Origin of the sequence: Lentilactobacillus kosonis (assembly GCF_003864335.1) — a bacterium.
Lineage (GTDB): Bacteria > Bacillota > Bacilli > Lactobacillales > Lactobacillaceae > Lentilactobacillus > Lentilactobacillus kosonis.
Window position 1 is genome coordinate 96985 of the sequence record NZ_BEXA01000004.1, and the last position, 18495, is coordinate 115479.

The 18495-nt window shown below is 37.7% G+C and carries 16 protein-coding genes and 3 pseudogenes; 7 read left to right on the forward strand and 12 right to left on the reverse strand.

Annotated features, from left to right (window positions below; translation table 11 throughout):
- Positions 1–52: 52 nt before the first annotated feature.
- Complete coding sequence (locus NBRC111893_RS08035) at positions 53–1555, forward strand: YfcC family protein (RefSeq protein WP_125008644.1); 1503 nt, start codon at positions 53–55, stop codon at positions 1553–1555.
- Between the two features lie 43 nt (positions 1556–1598).
- On the opposite strand, the gene folP is transcribed toward NBRC111893_RS08035, so the two are convergent.
- From folP to NBRC111893_RS08070, 7 genes are all read right to left on the reverse strand, one after another.
- Positions 1599–2729, reverse strand: a complete 1131-nt coding sequence (gene folP, locus NBRC111893_RS08040; RefSeq protein WP_125008645.1) for a dihydropteroate synthase — start codon at positions 2727–2729, stop codon at positions 1599–1601.
- Complete coding sequence (locus NBRC111893_RS08045; RefSeq protein WP_125008646.1) at positions 2719–3327, reverse strand: non-canonical purine NTP pyrophosphatase; 609 nt, start codon at positions 3325–3327, stop codon at positions 2719–2721. The genes folP and NBRC111893_RS08045 overlap by 11 nt, the downstream gene beginning before the upstream one ends.
- Entirely contained in the window at positions 3311–4609 is a 1299-nt protein-coding gene (locus NBRC111893_RS08050; RefSeq protein WP_125008647.1) for a bifunctional folylpolyglutamate synthase/dihydrofolate synthase, read from the reverse strand. Before NBRC111893_RS08050 ends, NBRC111893_RS08045 begins: the two co-directional genes overlap by 17 nt.
- Positions 4602–5174 carry a GTP cyclohydrolase I FolE gene (folE, locus tag NBRC111893_RS08055; protein ID WP_125008648.1) on the reverse strand — a complete coding sequence of 191 codons (573 nt, stop codon included), beginning with the start codon at positions 5172–5174 and terminating at the stop codon, positions 4602–4604. The genes NBRC111893_RS08050 and folE overlap by 8 nt, the downstream gene beginning before the upstream one ends.
- A gap of 1 nt (position 5175) precedes the next feature.
- Complete coding sequence (gene folK / locus NBRC111893_RS08060; RefSeq protein WP_125008649.1) at positions 5176–5667, reverse strand: 2-amino-4-hydroxy-6-hydroxymethyldihydropteridine diphosphokinase; 492 nt, start codon at positions 5665–5667, stop codon at positions 5176–5178.
- Entirely contained in the window at positions 5657–6025 is a 369-nt protein-coding gene (gene folB, locus NBRC111893_RS08065; protein WP_125008650.1) for a dihydroneopterin aldolase, read from the reverse strand. The genes folK and folB overlap by 11 nt, the downstream gene beginning before the upstream one ends.
- Before the next feature lie 142 nt (positions 6026–6167).
- Entirely contained in the window at positions 6168–6911 is a 744-nt protein-coding gene (locus NBRC111893_RS08070) for a tyrosine-protein phosphatase (RefSeq protein ID WP_125008651.1), read from the reverse strand.
- 171 nt (positions 6912–7082) lie between these two features.
- Between NBRC111893_RS08070 and NBRC111893_RS08075 the strand changes: the two genes are divergently transcribed.
- Both NBRC111893_RS08075 and NBRC111893_RS11880 read left to right on the forward strand, forming a co-directional pair.
- Positions 7083–7367, forward strand: coding sequence for a putative quinol monooxygenase (locus tag NBRC111893_RS08075; protein ID WP_125008652.1), 285 nt, complete (start codon positions 7083–7085; stop codon positions 7365–7367).
- A gap of 346 nt (positions 7368–7713) precedes the next feature.
- Positions 7714–7836, forward strand: a complete 123-nt coding sequence (locus tag NBRC111893_RS11880) for a hypothetical protein (protein ID WP_261341440.1) — start codon at positions 7714–7716, stop codon at positions 7834–7836.
- Here the strand turns inward: NBRC111893_RS11880 and NBRC111893_RS12190 are convergent.
- Positions 7820–8424, reverse strand: a pseudogene (locus NBRC111893_RS12190) (cysteine hydrolase family protein). The gene NBRC111893_RS11880 and the pseudogene NBRC111893_RS12190 overlap by 17 nt on opposite strands.
- Positions 8425–8657: 233 nt before the next feature.
- Between NBRC111893_RS12190 and NBRC111893_RS08085 the strand changes: the two are divergent.
- Positions 8658–10396: pseudogene (locus tag NBRC111893_RS08085) on the forward strand (thiamine pyrophosphate-dependent enzyme).
- 180 nt (positions 10397–10576) lie between these two features.
- Complete coding sequence (locus NBRC111893_RS08090; RefSeq protein WP_125008653.1) at positions 10577–11497, forward strand: NADP-dependent oxidoreductase; 921 nt, start codon at positions 10577–10579, stop codon at positions 11495–11497.
- A gap of 60 nt (positions 11498–11557) precedes the next feature.
- Here NBRC111893_RS08090 and NBRC111893_RS08095 read toward each other — a convergent pair whose 3' ends face one another.
- The 3 genes and pseudogenes from NBRC111893_RS08095 to NBRC111893_RS08105 form a co-directional block, all read right to left on the reverse strand.
- Positions 11558–11938 (reverse strand): DUF1694 domain-containing protein, encoded by a 381-nt coding sequence (locus NBRC111893_RS08095; RefSeq protein WP_125008654.1) that lies wholly within the window; start codon positions 11936–11938, stop codon positions 11558–11560.
- A gap of 23 nt (positions 11939–11961) precedes the next feature.
- Positions 11962–13817 (reverse strand): annotated as a pseudogene (locus NBRC111893_RS08100) (cation:proton antiporter domain-containing protein).
- Positions 13818–13856: 39 nt separating this feature from the next.
- Complete coding sequence (locus NBRC111893_RS08105) at positions 13857–15974, reverse strand: cation:proton antiporter (protein WP_125008655.1); 2118 nt, start codon at positions 15972–15974, stop codon at positions 13857–13859.
- A gap of 289 nt (positions 15975–16263) precedes the next feature.
- On the opposite strand from NBRC111893_RS08105, the gene NBRC111893_RS08110 reads away from it, so the two are divergent.
- On the forward strand, positions 16264–16818 hold the full coding sequence (locus NBRC111893_RS08110; RefSeq protein ID WP_125008656.1) for a DUF975 family protein: 555 nt from the start codon (positions 16264–16266) through the stop codon (positions 16816–16818).
- Complete coding sequence (locus NBRC111893_RS08115; protein WP_160114466.1) at positions 16808–16990, forward strand: hypothetical protein; 183 nt, start codon at positions 16808–16810, stop codon at positions 16988–16990. The genes NBRC111893_RS08110 and NBRC111893_RS08115 overlap by 11 nt, the downstream gene beginning before the upstream one ends.
- Positions 16991–17437: 447 nt before the next feature.
- Here the strand turns inward: NBRC111893_RS08115 and NBRC111893_RS08120 are convergent, their stop codons facing one another.
- Positions 17438–17782, reverse strand: coding sequence for a YjcN family protein (locus tag NBRC111893_RS08120; RefSeq protein WP_501184173.1), 345 nt, complete (start codon positions 17780–17782; stop codon positions 17438–17440).
- Positions 17783–18495: the final 713 nt, after the last annotated feature.

The following is an 18495-nucleotide window of genomic DNA, read 5'->3' on the forward strand; positions in this document are numbered from 1 at the left end:
TTAAGTTTTAGGGGGAGTTTTACATGAAAAAAAGCGGCACTTCAAGCTACGAATGCCAGGAGCATTTGTGATTTTATTCATTCTAACCATTGTTGCAGTGGCTGCCACCTGGGTCATTCCTGCCGGTAGTTATTCCAAATTAGCGTACAGCAATTCACAGTTACAAATAACTGAGCCCTCTGGAAAGGTCGAACATGTTCCAGCGACCCAAAAAGAATTAGACAAACTTGGAGTAAAGATTGATATTAAGCAATTTACTTCGGGCGGTATTAATCAGGCAGTTTCAATTCCAAATACATACCAAAGATTGAAACAGCATCCTGCTGGTCCTGGGGCAATTACCAATGATATGGTTCGGGGGACCATTGAAGCGGTTGATATCATGGTATTCATCTTGGTTTTAGGAGGATTAATTGGCGTTGTCAAAGCCAGTGGTGCCTTCGAATCAGGACTGATGGCTCTGACGAAGCGAACCAAAGGCCATGAATTTTTATTGATTTTCTTTGTTGCTATTTTAATGGTTCTTGGTGGAACGCTTTGCGGAATTGAAGAAGAAGCCGTGGCCTTTTATCCAATCTTGGTCCCAGTATTTATTGCAATGGGATATGATTCAATTGTTTCTGTAGGAGCGATTTTCTTAGCCAGTTCGGTTGGAACGTGTTTTTCAACAATTAATCCGTTCTCAGTCGTAATCGCTTCGAACTCAGCCGGAATCGACTTCACTCAAGGACTTGGCTTTAGAATTTTTGGTTGTGCTGTCGCAGCGGTTTTCGTCATCGCCTACCTCTATTGGTATAGTAAAAAAGTCAAAGCAGATCCAGCATTTTCTTATTCTTATGATGATCACAAGGAATTTAACAAGATGTGGTCAGTTAGTTCAGGTAGTCCCAAAAATAATAACAGCTTTACGATTCGTAAAAAATTAATTCTAGTTCTTTTTGTCATTACATTCCCCATCATGGTTTGGGGTGTTATGACTCAGGGCTGGTGGTTCCCAACCATGGCTTCATCATTTCTAACTTTTGCAATTATTATTATGATTATTACTGCTACTGGTGCTCATGGAATTGGTGAAAAGGGTGTGGTGGATGCCTTTGTTAACGGGGCATCTAGTCTAGTTGGAGTATCTCTAATTATTGGATTAGCTCGTGGAATCAATATCGTTTTAAACGAGGGGATGATTTCGGACACGATTCTAAATTATTCATCCAATTTGGTATCTAAAATGAGCGGGTCCGTATTCATCCTAGTGATGTTGATTATTTTCTTCTTCCTTGGATTTATCGTACCATCGTCTTCTGGATTGGCTGTGCTTTCGATGCCAATCATGGCACCGCTTGCGGATACGGTAAATATCCCTCGATTCGCCGTAGTTACTGCTTACCAGTTTGGACAATATGCAATGCTGTTCCTTGCTCCAACTGGATTAGTTATGGCAACATTACAAATGCTGAATATGCGTTACTCACATTGGCTGCGCTTTGTTTGGCCGGTGGTCGCCTTTGTTTTGATCTTCGGTGGCGGTCTACTGGTTGCCGAAGTTTTAATCTATTAACTAAAAAAGCTACCAACCCCAATTGGGGTTGATAGCTTTTTAATTAGTCATTAAACCAATAACCATTCTCAATGACATCCAACATCCTTGCAAGTTGCACCGTTTCGTCAATGTCATGGACTCTAAGAATCCGACCACCATGCAGATACATGTATGATTCAGCAATTAAAGTGACTGGTAGACGATCATCTTTGTCTAAACCAAATAGTTTGGACCCAAATCCTTTACGAGAAATGGCCACCATCATTGGCCGGTTCAAATAGTTGAATTGATCAATATTTCTCATCATCGCGTAGTCTTGATAACCATCCGCGACCTTTGCATAACCAATTCCTTGATCCAAAGCAATCCGTTCACGGTCAATGCCAGCATCCATCAGATCGGCTAAATTGTCCTCAAAGAACCGTTTCATCTCAAATGTGAGATTATCATAATCTTTGGTTCGGGCACTGTGCATCGTTAATAATCCGACGTTAGAATCTTTCAATAAAGCCAACTTGCGCTGGTCATCCGTAAAAGCATTCACATCATTAATAATATCAACTTGGTCAATGATTTCATGCATTACATCGTATTTATAAGTATCCACTGCAATTACAATGTCATCACTTACCGATTTAATCATCCTGATAACTGGCACAATTCTTGCTAGTTCTTCAGCTGGAGATATCTCACTAAAACCTGGTCTGGTAGTTTGACCGCCAACTTCAATCACATCAACTCCACTATTGATCATCGAGCTAATTCGATTGCGAATTGATTCCTCATCTTGATAACGGCCGCCATCATAAAATGAATCAGGAGTAATGTTTAAAATACCATAAATCAATGGTTTTTCAGATAGATTAAAGCGATATCTCCCTGCCTGCCAATAAATCGTATGCTCAGCGATAATCTGTGTTAATTGTTGATTAATTTCATCATCAGGAAATCTTTTCTGCAGCTGATCACTGAGTGTCCTAAGACTGGTGACTTTAATTTTAAACAATAATTCATTTTGGCTCACCTGGTGAATGAGATCCATTTGCTCAATTAATTGTTGAGCCAGAGCTAATTGTTCTGAATCATTGGCGATAATTTTTAAAAACAAATTTTGCTCACGTAATTCAACATCGGCTAAGATATCATTCGCAAATAAATTTTCCGTGGTAATTGGTTGTTCACTAATTTGCATTATCCTCACTCCTTAGTTGTTGCAACAGGTTCTCAATCGCTTTGGTTCGGTGCAATAATGGCATCTTTTCTTCATCTGTTAGTTGAGCTAAAGTTTGAAAATAACCTTCTGGTTGAAGAATTTGATCAAATCCACGGCCATTTGTACCAACTGGTTGAGCGCTAATTTGACCGTCAAATTCACCTTCAGCCAATACTTTAGTTGCCCCATGAATTGCCACTAGGTATGACCTCATTTGGACATTCCTTGACTTTCCAGTAACAAGATCAATAATCACATGGTTCAAATCATCCGCGGTAACAAATTTACCCTTTAGTTGTCTGGCGGTCAAAACTCCTAGTTGATCTGGATAAGCAGCTAGAATCATCCCCGAATCATCCCCGACCACCCATTCATTGGGTAGTTGATCAGCGATAAACTGAGCTTTTCCCGTCGCATTGTCTAAATAACTGGTCGTCCCTTCAGTTGGAAATTCAAGTCGACCTAATAGTTGTTGGTATGAAATGGCCGTTTGCCCTAACCAACTGAAACATTTGATCAGTTCTGCCGTCTTGGACTTATTATTGGAAGCGATTATAAATCTACTTGGAATTCCCATACCATCCATTCTCCAATTCCTTCACTAAGTAAAATGATCCTGTTACCACAATCACTGTATCGTCATCTGCCAGTTGCTTAGCTTGCCTCAATGCCACTTTAGCATCGACAGCTTCAGTAGTTGGCTTGGTGAATAATCCTTTAATGTCATCTGTCATTAATGCCCGATCATGATTATCAGGTGAGACTGCGATAACTTGCAAAGCCAATTTATCATATAATTGAGCCATTTTTTGATATTCTTTATCCTTTAAAAAGCCTAAGATAAAAATAAACTTAGATTGTGGTGTTAGCTTCATCAATGTTTCGGTTAACCTGTTCGCCCCGTCCACATTGTGCGCTCCATCTAGAATTACTAATGGGTGTTTGTCTAAAATTTGGAATCTACCTGGAATTGTAATATCCCGCATCATTCTGGTTAAAGGGTCAGCTCCAGAAACGATTTCATGGTTTACCAACCAATTATAAATTGTCACCACTGTAGCCAAGTTATCCAATTGAGCATCGCCAATCAGATTAAAATGAACATTTAATAATTCCGTCTTTCCCAATTGAAGATCTACCAAGGTCCCATTAAATAAAGTTTCTTGGTTAGCAGTTAATTCATGGGCAGTTATTAGTTGCAGACCATGATGTTCTTGAGAAGTATTCTCAAGAATCTCAATTGCTTCACTATGCTGATGCGGTGCGACAAACACCGTTGTGCCGGATTTAATGATTTGAGCCTTATTAGTCGCAATTTCTGAAATTGTGTTACCTAAAATGTTCATATGGTCATAATCAATGTGCGTAAAGATTGTAATTAATGGCGCACTGATTACATTGGTTGCGTCATTTTGACCACCTAAGCCTGCCTCAATAATTGCCCAATCGACTTGCTTGTCAGCAAAGTACTGAAGCATTATCAACACAAACCACTCGAACACTGAAATTGCGCTAGGAGATATGCCGCTTGGTAACTTATGGACAATTTTTTGATACGTGATGACAAATTCTGTTTTACTGATCATTTGGCCATTGATCACGACTTGTTCTCTAGCATCATTTAAAGCTGGACTATCAAAATGGCCAACCCGATAGCCAGCATTTGTTAAGGTTTGGGCCAACATTGTACCAGTGGAACCCTTTCCGTTGGTCCCAGCAATATGCATAATTCGATAATTAGTCTCAGGATGGCCCATGCTATCCAGCACTTTTCGCAATAACGCTACTCGATCAGTGTTTGCCGCTAACATCTGTTGATTAAGTTCTTCCATTAACTGCTGATATGTTAATTTAGCCACGCAAATTCCTCGTTTGTTGTAAAAATTCATTCTTTAGATCTAAATTATCTTTAAACACTCCCGTAAACTTAGAAGTGTAGGTGGACAAACCATCTTTATTAATTCCACGCATTTCCATACACATGTGGCGAGCAGAGAGTGAGACTGCGATTCCTTGAGGATGTAAAATATCTTCTAGCTCAGTGACAATCTGGGTGTTGACTCGTTCTTGCATTCCAGGTCGTTTTGATACAAATTCAACTAATCGGGGAATTTTACTGATTCCAATTACCTGACCGTCTTTTGGAACATAAGCCACATTTGCTACACCGAAAAAAGGTAGCAAGTGATGTTCACACATTGAATAGAATGGAATTTGTTGGACCAAAATCATTTCTGGATCTTCATCCACGTGAAAAATTTTATAGTCTGTAAACTCCTCAGGTCGATGATTCAACCCAGCAAAAATTTCTGCATATGCTTTTGCAACTCGCTTAGGAGTTTCAACTAATCCCTCTCGATTAGGGTCTTCACCAACCGCTTCTAATAAACTCGTGATTGCGGCTTCAATTTTTTCTTCGTTCAACCTATTCACTCCCAGATTTATATACTTGAACATTCATTTTATCAGTTGTTTGATCGAGCATTTTTTGAGCATCTTTGTGCAATTGTGAGTTTGGCTCGACCACTTCTAGTAACGGCACTAATACAAACTTCCTGTTAGGAATTTCAGGATGAGGAACTGTCAAATCGCCGGTTTGAATATGATCATCGTTGAAATACAAAATATCTAAATCGATTGTCCGTGGACCCCAATGAACCAATCGTTTTCGATGAAGTCCTTTCTCAATTGAATGAATCACTTTTAACAAGTTTTCAGCAGTTAAATCTGTGCTAACTTCAACGACGATGTTAAGAAAGTCATCCTGAGGTACCCCACCAACAGGTTCAGTTTCATAAATTTTGGAGACTTTTTGAATGGCAATTTTGGCATCCCTCAATAATTCTAATGCATCCTTGAGATTTTGCTCTCGGTCACCCATGTTTGTCCCAATACTCAAGTAAGCTCTATTTTTCATCTCGCTCGCCACTCACTTCAATTTCAACATTATCAAAAATTCCAGCAATCGGAACACTATACTTTCGAATTCTTAGCTTTACGGCTTCCAAACGAGGAAATTCAGTCAAAATTTGGTGAAGTAGGTTATTAGCTAAGCTCTCAATCAAGTCATAATTATGATTCAATACGAAGGATTCAATGGCTTTATATACGTCAGAATAACTGACTGTTTCGGTTAAATTATCAGTCTTAACTTTAGTTTCGATTGGGTAGGTTAGCTCAGCATCAATTTCTAAGCGTTGGCCTAACTTTTTTTCTTCTGCATGCACACCATTATAGGTATGAAAACTCATATTATTAATTCGAATTTTTCCCATTGGTGAATTCTCCTAACTAAATTTTAATAATTATAATAATAGCATTAAACGGCTGCATTAAAAATGATATTAATGGTTTTAAAAGAGATTTTTATTAACTAAAAAACAGCAATCCAATATCTTATCAGACTACTGCTTTAAATTACTTCACGTACATATTAATCATTCGATTCTCAAAATCTTTATCAAGGTGTAAGGTTGCGTGCAGATAATCTTGGAAACTACCAGCTTTCTTGGTGATTGTTTCAAAAAAATGAGCCAAATAGTCAGCGTTAACTTGTAAAGCCTGATTTACCGCTTTTAATTCTTCGTTAGTCGCTTGATCTTTAATTGAATTAAGGATTTCCTGGTTGGCAGCTTTTCTTAACTCATTAGTTTTTAAATAATCAGCGAAGATATCATCATCGCTAACTTCAAGTGTCTTCAAAATCAAAGCCGCTCCGACTCCAGTACGATCTTTTCCAGCAAAACAATGAAAAATCAGTGGTTCATCGCTGGTGGAAACGTCTGTTAAAAACTTATGATAGCCGTTAATGGCTGAGTTGCTATTAGCCAACTGCTCATATGTCGTCATCATATTGTCATATACATTACCACCGCTAGTGATCATTCTACTAAGACTAGCACTGTTTTTAGTGGCATCTTTTAAAATATCGATGGCTTGATAGTTAACGTTTGACCACGTGGTATCTGGAAATTCATCCCGTTCATCGGCTCCTCGCATATCAACAATTCGTTTGATTTTTAATTGATTAGCCAAATAATCAGTTTGTTGGTCAGACAAGGAATTCAATTGTCCACTTCTAAAAATCTTATCTTCCCTTACCGTTCCGGATTTGGCTGGATGGCCCCCTAACGAACGAAAATTAGTAATTTCTAATGTCATCTTTGTCACCTATCCTTAGTCAGTTTGCATTCTATGGTAATTTTAACATGACTAATCTAATTACAGTCGTTCATTTTTACGTGATATTTCAAAATAAAGGCGTTGCCTTTCCCAAAACTATTAAATTGCGGTATTATCTTAATAATTAAATTAACTAAAGGAGTGTTCCAAATGAAAGTAATTAACGTTGAATTATCAGTTATCCCAGGTAAACAAGCAGAGTATGAAGCTTTTATTAATGACTTGGTATCTAATTCTCGTCAAGAAAGTGGCAACATCAGTTATAATCACTTCAAAGCTATTGACTCCGACGTCAATTACGAAATCATTGAGCACTGGCAAGACGAAAAAGCCATTGATTCGCATAATAATACGCCGCATTTTCAACATTTTTTAGCTGGCATCGGTGAATTTTTAACCGCTGATCCAGTGATCATTCGTATGGATGCAAACTAATCATTTTTTATCAATTTAATCAGAGGAAGAGAAGTAAGATGTCATTATCAATAATTCATTTGGCTGCCATGACCATATCTGGTACCCAATCTCGGTTAGCTGATCCGGTAGACACATCTCTTGGTGTGATTAGCAGTGAAAAATCACTGCCCTAAATAACTTTACTGCTGATATCGCTGATCAAGCACTATTTGCAGTCAATTACAGCGACGCTGGGGATTCGCTGTATATCTTAGGAACTACTACTAACACTAGTGGTATTTCGTTTGATGTTCCAGAAGGTGATTATGCAGAATTTGAAATTACAACTGATAACCGAGAAATCGCTGATCAGCAAATTAGCATAATGTACGGTGAAGTAGGTATGTCAAAACACTATGCTATTAGCGATAACTTCTCGCTAGAGCAATTATCATCAGATGGACGTATCGAAAAATTATTTATTCCGGTGGTTAAGAAAAATGGTTAGACCCTTTTGGTCTAACATTTTTTAGTTTTAATACTTCTGACACCGATTTGATTTCGGCCCCATACATCAGGTGCACGTATTCAAGTGCGTGACTATAATCTTCATCGCTTAGAGCTTCGGTTGTTTCTTTAGGGACCACAATATCATATCCTCTAAAACTTGCATCGGCAGCTGAATGTTGGATACAAATATTTGTCACAACGCCAGTTAAAATCACATTATCAACTTGTAGATCTCGAAGAAGCGAATCTAATCCGGTTTCAAAAAAGCACTATATGTGTGCTTTTCAAACGTATAATCTTCCGATTGAGGTGCCAACTCGTCGGTAATTTGGCCGCCCCACGTATCTTTCATACTATGATTACCCCAAATTTTTAATTCATGATCATCAGGATAATGCGCGTCTGAAACATATACTACTGGAACTGATTGCTGATGAGCTTTATCCAATAATTCTTTGATTGGTTGAATCGTTTTTAATGCTCGTTCATTTTTCAAGGCACCGGTCAAAAAATCATTGGTCATATCAATTATCACTACTGCTGATTTCATCACAACTCTCCTTATCAATCCGAAAGCAAACAACATTTATTGAAATAAAGATACCATAGAACGGTTAGCGAAAACATATTTTCAACTTAAGATTGTGAAATTAATTCTATTTCACAATCATTGACCAATTATATTCGGTTATAATCAACAGTTTTCATAAAAGTTTCAGTTCTTTGTGAATTAACATTTGCATTTTCAAAGTAAAGGTAGTACATTTACATACGTGCTTACAAAAAGTAAGCCAATCCAATTTTTAGGAGTGAATCGTTATGGCAAAAATGAGTGCTGGTCAAGCCTTAGCAAAAGTTTTGGAAAGCTGGGATATTGACCATATTTACGGTATTACAGCCGATTCAATTAATAATACAGTTGATGGCCTCTATCAAGAACGGGACCAAATTAAATATATTCAAGTTCGTCACGAAGAAGTCGGTGCTCTTGCGGCCACTGCTGATGCTAAACTAACTGGTAAAGTTGGCGTTAGTTTTGGGTCTGCTGGTCCAGGCGCAACCCACTTATTCAACGGTTTATATGATGCCAAAATGGATCACGCTCCAGTAGTAGCAATCATTGGTCAATCAGCTACACCTATCATGAATACTTACTTCTTCCAAGAAATGGATCAGGATCCAATGTTCGCTGATCTAACTGATTTTCACAAGCAAGCTACTAATGCCGATCAAATTCCTTACATAATGGATCAAGCCATTCGTTATGCTTATCAACACAAGGCGCCTGCAGTAGTAATTATTCCAGATAACCTTTCCGCCGAGGAATTGATTTTGCTCCATACAAATCAGCTAACATTGTTAACGGTGTGACAGAGCAAGTTATTGATCCAAAGGCTGTTAATGATGTCTACGAAATGATTAAAACCGCTAAGCACCCGGTTCTATGGGCTGGTTTAGGAATGAAGGATGCCCAAGCAGAAGTCATTGCTTTTTCTGAAAAGTTCAGCGTACCGGTTTTAACAACTGCTCCAGCTACCGGCGTAATTCCAACTGATCATCCTAACTTCATGGGTTCACGCGGTCGTCTGGGAACCAAGCCTGCTTTTGAAGTTACCCAAGCAGCCGACTTAATTATTCTGGCTGGTACCAACTATCCATTTAGTAGATTCTTACCGCAAGGAATTAAATTTGTTCAAATCAATAATTCATTAGCTGACCTAGGTAAACAACGAGACGTTGACCTAGCAATTTTGGCTGACGGTAAGCAATTCTTCAAAGCGCTTAACCAAGTTGGTGAAGCAATTCCAACCACCCCATTTCTAAAAGCTGCACAAGCCGACAAACGCAATTGGGACGCTTGGTTAGATAAAGTGGCTGACGATGACAGCGATGGTCTAACACCTGAGGCTGTGATTCGGGCGATTAAAGATAATTCAGCTGATGATGCCGTCTTTGGTTTAGACGTTGGTAATAACTTAATGTGGGCGATTCGCCAATTACCATTCAATAAGCAACAAAAGCTGACAATGTCATCTTGGTTTGGAACTATGGGTTACGGATTACCAGCCGCAATTGCTGGGAAATTAAGTTTCCCTAACAGCCAAGTATTCAACATTGCCGGTGATGGTGGCTTCTCAATGGTTATGCAGGATCTATTAACTCAAGTTCAATATGACATGCCAATTATCAATGTGGTTCTAGAAAATAAGGCCTTCGGCTTTATTCAACACGAAAAGATTGCTGCTAGCCAAGAACCATATGGGATCAACTTTATTGGTGCTGATTGGGCCGGATTTGCTGATAGCATGGGTGCAATTGGCCTTAAAGTAACTGATCTCGCTTCATTAAAAGCCGCCTTCGCCAAAATTAACGAGTTACAACAATCAGGTAATACAAAGCCAATTTTAATTGATGCTAAAATCAAGAATGTTGATCCTGCCGATACTAGCTTCATGCCAATTGATCCTACTCAATTCGATCAAGCGACTATCGATAGTTTCAATAAAACTGCTAACTTATTTGATCAACCTGCGCTACAAGATTTACTAGATGAATAATATTCTAAAATAATCACTAGTCCTAAAACATAACAAACAATAAGCAATGAAATTGACGCAGTTGATTTTCATTGCTTATTTTATTTTTACAATCCGGTCCGATATCAAGGCAATATTCTTGTAATCACCATTTTGTTACCATACAATTTACTAAGTAAATTAGACAGGGGGATTTTAACTATGCAAGCTTTTGGATATGATCATAATGGTGGTCCAGATGTATTCACTGAATACATCGTACCCACACCAACTTTAAAGAATACGGATATTTTAATTCAAACTCAGGCCTTTGGCTTGAACAACTTTGAACGCTCGCAACGAGCTGGCGTCTTTGGTGAAACCACTAAGCAAATTGTGCCCGGTCGTGATGTTGCAGGGATAGTAAAATCAGTTGGCTCTGAAGTGACTAAGTTTCAGCCTGGAGATCGTGTGGTTGCTCATGGACACCACGCTTACGCAGAGTTCGCTACTAGTAGCGAAGCGAATACTGTTAAGATTCCTGATAGCATCTCATTTGAAGACGCTGCAGCAATTGTTACTACTGGAATTACAGCCTATAAGACCTTGCATTTCTTTGGCCAAGTTAAAGCTGGTCAAACCGTGATTGTTAAAGGCGCATCTGGCGGAGTTGGTTCCGTTGCTGCTCAACTAGCCGAAGGTCTTGGAGCTCATGTGATTGGAATTGGTTCAAGTAAGAACGCTGATTATGTCAAATCTTTAGGAATTAGTCAGTATGTCGCCTACGACCAAGAAACTCCCGCTGACGTCTTAAAAGACAAGGCTGATGTAGTCATTAATTCAGCTATGAATGGTGCCGGTGGTGATGAAGATGTGGCAATGGTCAAATCTGGTGGTGTAATTGCCAGTGTCGCAATGGATGAACCAGAAACCACTAAAAATGTCACGTTTAAACATATTGCTCCAACCAGTGAAATTTCCGATGTTACAGCTCTCCAAGATATCGTTGACTTAATGGCTCAGAATAAATTATCCATTAAGATTGGTTATGTTCTACCATTTACTTTAGATGGTGTGCAAAAAGGACATCAAATTCTTGAAGAATCTCATGATGGTCGAGTAATTATTTCTAAGAACGCTTAATTTAATAATAAAAAAGGATTCATCCCCATTTTTTCAACGAGGATGGATCCTTTTTTATTATTAAAGCGTTACTCGCTTTTGAATTTTATCAGTTGGTGAAGCGATCACTAAACCGAAATCCTTCATCGAGACCTTTTGATCAACTCGCAAGCCATTTTGAACTAGGATAGTAAATTGATAGTGTTCAGCGATTGCTAACTTCATATATTGGTTAATCATTGAATCGGCCATTTTACCATTTAAATACATGCGGTACTCTGGATATCCACGAAGAATGTCGGTTACCATGGCAGGCGTTTTAGAATTATTCAACTCCGCAATTGTTAATGCTAACGCAACTCGTTCCCGGAAATTACCTAGGAATTCTCGTTTTTCATCAGGTTTTAATTGGGGGTTACCAAACGCGTGCTGGCGAATGAAATCTTCAGTATTTTCAGCCATTTTTCCACCTTCTTAGATTATTATTAATTCAGTTTGCCTAGTTCTTGCCGAATGATTGGCGCATCATCCTTACTACTAGTAAATATGATTCTATCATTTATCTTAAGGGATGTCCCGCCAGTTGGCCGAATAAAGCGCCGATCCCTAAAAATTGAGTAATCGTGATTCGGTCAATAAATGGTAAGTTTCTAACTTGAATATCTGTATACTTACGATTACGCAAGTTCACCTCGTAGACACTAGCATCAGTTGATTTAAGCATCTGCATAGTTGCAGGTGTTTCAATCAGTGAACGCAAGACACTGATATTCACATCCGGGGTATTGTATAACTCGATTCCTAATGCTGCTAAATTATCTTCCTTTTGGTTTAAAATATCACGATCCTCAAAGCGGACGATTACCCGTCTAACTCCATAAGCTTTCGCAGCTTTAGCAATTTCATAGTTCTTATTTGAATTAATCTTACTAATTACCAAAATATCAGTATCAAATACACCACTCTTCATTAAATAACCAGTTTCCAAATTATCTAATAACTGAACCGGAACCTCACTATTAAATGACCGATAGTTAAGTGGCGTCTCCGTATACATAATCACATCGTACCATCCCTTAGAAAGCTGTTGAGCAACTGGGACCGTCGTTAAATTGGTACCTATAATATGAACGCGTGTCTTCTTTAAATCTTCTTGTTCAGCCGAATAAAGTTTATTAAAAATTAACGGCCCTAATACACAGGTAATCACGGCCGCCAATAGAAATGCCCCCGATTGTTGATTACTAATGCGTTTAAGATTCTTGGCAACTTGCAGAACTGCCAGAACCACGGTAATTGTCGTAACTGACATCGAAGTTCCTGCAATTGCATTAGCGGTTTTAAATCGCAAATTCAAAACTACCACAATCAAAGCCTTACTAAGCACATATCCCACAAATAGTACCGGAATCATCATTAATGTTTTAGGATTCTGAATCAACAACTTAATATTTAAACCCACGCCACTCATAATGAAGAAAATGGGAATAAAGAACCCATAGCCAATGGAATCCAATCGAACCTTAGTTTCCTCATGTGGATCAAGGAGCTTGATAACGATTCCCGCCAAAAAAGCCCCTAGGATGCCTTCTGCCCCAACTGATTCAGCAATGGTAACTAACGTCACAATCATGAAAAAAGCCAATCGAACATCTAACTGAGTGGTCGCTTTGTTAATACGGTCAAACATATTGAAGAAACTCTTAAACCGCCAGAACAGACCGGCCGCTGCTAATAAAATTAACAATAACAGCCACAACGATTTCGAGTTATTGCCATAAGTTGCCGCATAAAACGTCAAACCAACCATAGGAACAACCTCACCTAATGCTGCAATCAGCAGAATCGTTTGTCCAAATGGTTTGCTTAATAACTCTTTCTCTTTTAAAGCTGCAATAACGATTCCTAATGAAACCGTCATGAATAAGATTGCGGTTAAATACACATCTTTAAACAGCCCTAGCCAACTAACGATCAAAGCTAAGCTAACCGATGCAACAATAATGGAAGCGTAGCTGAGCAACGCTAAAAAGACGACTGAGTATTTAGATTGTGTTTTCTTATCCCGTTGTTCCAGAACTGATGAATTTACATGATGTCTTTTAAATAAGCTAAAATCGATCTCCATGCCACTTAAAAACAATAAGACGATCACTCCAACATTTTGAAGCAAGTTTAATGTTGGGTTTCCTTGGATAACGTTTAAGAGGCTCGGTCCTAAAATGACTCCAACGATAATTTCCACTACCGCCGTCGGTAAAAACGAAATTTTAAACTTAGCCATTATCAGCGGGATGATTAATGCTGCTAATAAAATTAGTACTAATGACAATTGATTCATAATCTATCCCCCTGAAGTTATTTCAGTTTCAAAGACAAGTTAATTATTTTCTAACCTACCGGCAACTAATTCTTGATCTTCTTCACTAATAGCAGTTAATTCTTCTAATTGATGCAATTGAAGGGTTTGAGCTTGATTAATTTCACTATACAACGCACTAATCATAGTTCTAGGTAATCTTCCAGTGGAACTAGCTTGCTGAACAAAATTATATTCAAATTGGAAAGCCTGAATATAAAGATCACTATCAACTGAAACGACTTTTTGCTTATATTCGTGACTAATCTGTTTTAAATAGTCATTAAGGGCCTGGCGAACATCATAAATATAACCATTATCACTCTGGTATTTTTCAAGGCGCGCCTTTAACACACTATCCAAATATGCATCAGTCTGTTCCAAGACTTCGTCATTTAGAGCGATTACGGCTCCTCTAATATTCTTCCACTTAGCCCATTCTTCAGGAGATTTAGTTTCCTTAAACTGCTCGCGTGAACGTTGTCGTTGCTTTGGAGTTATAACTCCGTGCATGACGTGCCACTTAGCATGCTTATATTGCTTCTTCAACACATGAAGTTCATGTTTAATAGTCCACTTATTTTTCAAACCTGATTTCCAATGATTAATGGCATTATCGTAGATGTTAACTACTTCAGTTCCATACTTGTCGCTAACTTCATTACCATGAATGTACCCACGGATATAATCTTTTGTCTGATCTAATAATGATTGGAATTGGTCATTCGTCACGGACCGTGGAGTCCACCCCTTTTGAGTTTGTAATTGTGCTGTTAATTCTTCACGAATAGCGTGATCACTAATTTGTGAACGAATTTGCAGGGTCGCATAATCAACCATCTTACTTCTAACATGCGCAATATCATCTGGCGTGTAGGCCGCTTCTTCCTTTGGCATGACCATTGGTAACATAACCGCACTAACAACCATGCTAATTAGGATTACTAATGTCGCAACCAGAATTAATTCTTCTCGATAAGGAAACGCCTGACCACCGATTAACCTGGGTAACGAGAAGGCCATTGCCAACGTCATTGTCCCATGTACCCCACCTAACGCAAAAATTTGCGCATTTTGATGGTGCAGCGCATTATCGCTTGATGTTCCAAACAATGATCGGATATCTTCTTGACCTTCACGGATAACCCAGAAATAACGAATAGTAAGCATGGCCGCATAAATTAAAATGGCCAATCCCAGCAACTGCATAGAACCAGGAACACCAATATTAACAAAATCTCGCCAAACCTCTGGTAATGATAATCCTAAAATTAAAAACACCACACTATTTAAAACATTCGCAATTGTGGTCCAAATGGTACTCGATGTTAATTGCACCCGTGTAGAGGTAAGTCTTAGCCGAGAAGATTCCCAGTTATGAACAATTCCCGTAGCCACAACTGCTAAAATTCCAGAGGTACCGAGCTGTTCGGCGATAATGTACACCAAAAATGGCGTCATCAAACTAACTGGAATAATCGAAGTTTCCGGATTATTAACATGCACATTTAACCATACTCTGATACCAACAATTATTAATCCTAAAATAATGCCAATTGTGACTCCACCAATTGAGACGAATAAAAAATGACCCAGACCACTAAATAATGAAAATGAGCCTTTTTGTAACACGGACAACGCAAGATCTAACATCACTAATCCGGTGGCATCATTGAATAGCGATTCCAGTTCCAGCGCTTCACCCACTCCACCTGGCATTTTACTACCATTGTCACTAGTCAAAGACTTAACCGCTACCGCGTCAGTTGGCGTTACGATGGCAACCAATGCAATTGCTAAAGGTAATGTCCATTCAGTTTCAACTAAGTTAGTGAGAATTCCAACACTTAAAATTGTACCGATAATTAGTACAACTGATAATAAGAAAATAGTGCTAAATTTTTGCCGAATTTTAGAAAATGATTGTCGTTGGCCATCAACAAACATCAATGGCGAAATGATCACCAACATAAAAAACTCTGGTTCTAACTCAAACCCCCTAAATACCGGGGTGAAAGATAGTAATAACCCCATTAAGATATAAATAAATGCATCAGGAACTTTTGGAATAAATTGCTTAACAACATTGGCTGCAATTACACCCAACAATAGTAATCCAACTAAATATAACGATTCCATAATTCGCCCTCTCAATCACCGAATTTATTATTAAATCCATCAATCATCGATATTTTCACTGATAGTGATTATCTACTAACTAAGATTATATAATTTCTATGATTAATCCACTCGAATTTATAACAATTTTTTCAAGTGAATCCAAATCAGAATTTAAATTCTATGCTTACCAAGCTATTATTTCAAGCCATTAAGTAATAATTATCATGATAGTAGTCGGTTAGCTTGTAAATCATAAACACTATTGGTACGATAAAACTGATTTTAAATATTTTTAGGAGGTGACATAATGTCTAAAACAAGTAGAGTTAATATTAAGGAATGGTCCAAAAAAGAACTCAATAGTAACTTTAAGTTTTACGTTGTGTTGATTATTTGTGCATTACTAGCAATTATTTTAAGTCGAGGTATTTCAAGTTGGCCAGATGTTCATCAAATAGATATCGAAAACACTTCGCTCAATTTCATCTATGGATGGTTTGGACTTTCATTTGCAGTGTCAGTAATTGGCGCAATGTTTCAAACTAGTGCCATGTTTACAATGATTGATATTACAAGAGGTGAGGAAAAACACACCGCCCCAATGCAAAAGACCTTTGCAATTTTTGATAAGGGTCAATACTTTCTTGGTTGGATTGTCATTAGTATTCTCGTTGGTATCTTCACGTTCTTATGGAGTTTACTATTAATATTCCCAGGAATCATTAAAAGCTATGCTTACTCACAATCGGTATTTATTTATCGTGATGCTATCAAACGTGGTAAGCCAATGGGCTATTTAGAAGCTATCACTGAAAGCCGAAAACGTATGGTTGGTAAGAAATGGTTCTTATTTGTTTTTTGATTTAAGCTTTTTAGGATGGATTATCTTAGCTACATTGACTGCTGGCATTTTAGGACTTTGGGTATTCCCTTACTACTGGATTTCAAAAGCTAAATTCTACTCAGAATTTATCGATAAAACTGAACCAGTTAATAATGACCCAGTTGAAATGAGTGAAACTCCAGCGGAATAAATTGAAAGTAATTTGAGTTAATATTATTTTTTTAGAATTACAAACAGCGCTTTTCAGCATTAAAGGTAAAATTATGAAATTTAATATAACCCAGAAAAATATAAGCGAAGTCGTTAGATTTATAGCTGTGCTTGATTCTATGGGAACAGCCTTAATTACAAAGGACGTTGGAAATGCATTTTTACTAGTGGTTGGCATTTCTGGAATTATTGCGACGTTTTTTAGTCCGGGATTTTTCCTAAATACCGCTACTTTTAATTTTTTTAAAATGCATCAGAAATCATCCACTAAAAATTAAAAATATTTTCTACTTAAAAAGCTCCTGCTACAGTTTATTGCGTAGTAGGAACTTTTTTAATTCTATCAGTGACTTCATCAACATAATTCAAAAATTTATTTAACTTGTGGAATAACGACTTAGATTGTATGCCAATTACTTTTTCGAGCTCACATCAATACATCCGGCTGGCCATGTGCAATATATCTGTGATGCTGTCTTTTGACATTAAACATCGTCACGGTGTAACTAGCATCTGGAGATAAATAGCTCTCGGAAATGCTATAAACATTCTTATGAAGATACTTACTTTCATCTTTGTCGTAATATGGTTTGGCCTTTAATGCGATTACCGGATGCAAATCTTCTAGAATTCTCATTTTGACAGCACTGGTTGGTGAATCTGATGTCAAATCGATGACGACTAAAGCAATAACATATAAAGATGCCATTATCGCAATAAGACCTAACAAAACGATTTCTCTTTTTCTTATCCAACGTTTCTCTCCCCCTATACTTCACCAATATGTATACTTAATAACTTTAATCAGGATATTCAGTTGGAAATGCAAGATAAAATATTAAAAAATTGTGGATCATAAATACATATGTTATTGGTACGGTGATATCCAAACTTTTATATGAGTATTTATCGCTAATCGTATAATACCTTTCGCTTCCATAATCAAGCGACTTATCACGTTTAGGGTCAGACATTATTGCCTTAATTGGATGTCCCGAAAAGCCATAGTTGTTCACACAGATTTCTTAGGTGATATTGATAGCAGCAACATACCTCCGCTAAAGACAACTACGACCTTGATTGCGAGTTTAATTATATTTCTAAATTTCATTATTTGTATCTTCCTTAATGTGCTACCTACCCACTAAAATTTCGATGGGATTGGTATAACGTAGCGCAAGAACATAAAAATTCGGACCATAAATTTGTCCTGTCAAAATCTAGCCTACAATTTTTAAACAGCGACTGGCTCAGCTATCTTAAAGATCCAATATTTATGAATATTATAATTATCTATAGGGTTTCCTCCGGCACTATCTGGATAAATTGAATATTTGAAGCTTGTCGTATATATAGTACCATGCGTCTTATTTTCATCACTGTATGTTTCACTACCATCGCGATCGTAAGATGGATTACTTTAACGGCGCATACTGGACTTCCAGATACAAGCATTGTCATTTTGACAGCCATTTTTGATGACGT

Bases quoted from the DNA above. Each gene is read 5' to 3' on its own strand.
- NBRC111893_RS11880 (WP_261341440.1), top strand. From the start codon at position 7,714: ATGTACGGTGAAGTAGGTATGTCAAAACACTATGCTATTAGCGATAAC.
- folB (WP_125008650.1), bottom strand. From the start codon at position 6,025: ATGGGAAAAATTCGAATTAATAATATGAGTTTTCATACCTATAATGGT.
- NBRC111893_RS08075 (WP_125008652.1), top strand. From the start codon at position 7,083: ATGAAAGTAATTAACGTTGAATTATCAGTTATCCCAGGTAAACAAGCA.
- folK (WP_125008649.1), bottom strand. From the start codon at position 5,667: ATGAAAAATAGAGCTTACTTGAGTATTGGGACAAACATGGGTGACCGA.
- NBRC111893_RS08035 (WP_125008644.1), top strand. From the start codon at position 53: ATGCCAGGAGCATTTGTGATTTTATTCATTCTAACCATTGTTGCAGTG.
- NBRC111893_RS08095 (WP_125008654.1), bottom strand. From the start codon at position 11,938: ATGGCTGAAAATACTGAAGATTTCATTCGCCAGCACGCGTTTGGTAAC.
- folP (WP_125008645.1), bottom strand. From the start codon at position 2,729: ATGCAAATTAGTGAACAACCAATTACCACGGAAAATTTATTTGCGAAT.
- NBRC111893_RS08105 (WP_125008655.1), bottom strand. From the start codon at position 15,974: ATGGAATCGTTATATTTAGTTGGATTACTATTGTTGGGTGTAATTGCA.
- NBRC111893_RS08070 (WP_125008651.1), bottom strand. From the start codon at position 6,911: ATGACATTAGAAATTACTAATTTTCGTTCGTTAGGGGGCCATCCAGCC.
- NBRC111893_RS08110 (WP_125008656.1), top strand. From the start codon at position 16,264: ATGTCTAAAACAAGTAGAGTTAATATTAAGGAATGGTCCAAAAAAGAA.
- NBRC111893_RS08045 (WP_125008646.1), bottom strand. From the start codon at position 3,327: ATGGGAATTCCAAGTAGATTTATAATCGCTTCCAATAATAAGTCCAAG.
- NBRC111893_RS08090 (WP_125008653.1), top strand. From the start codon at position 10,577: ATGCAAGCTTTTGGATATGATCATAATGGTGGTCCAGATGTATTCACT.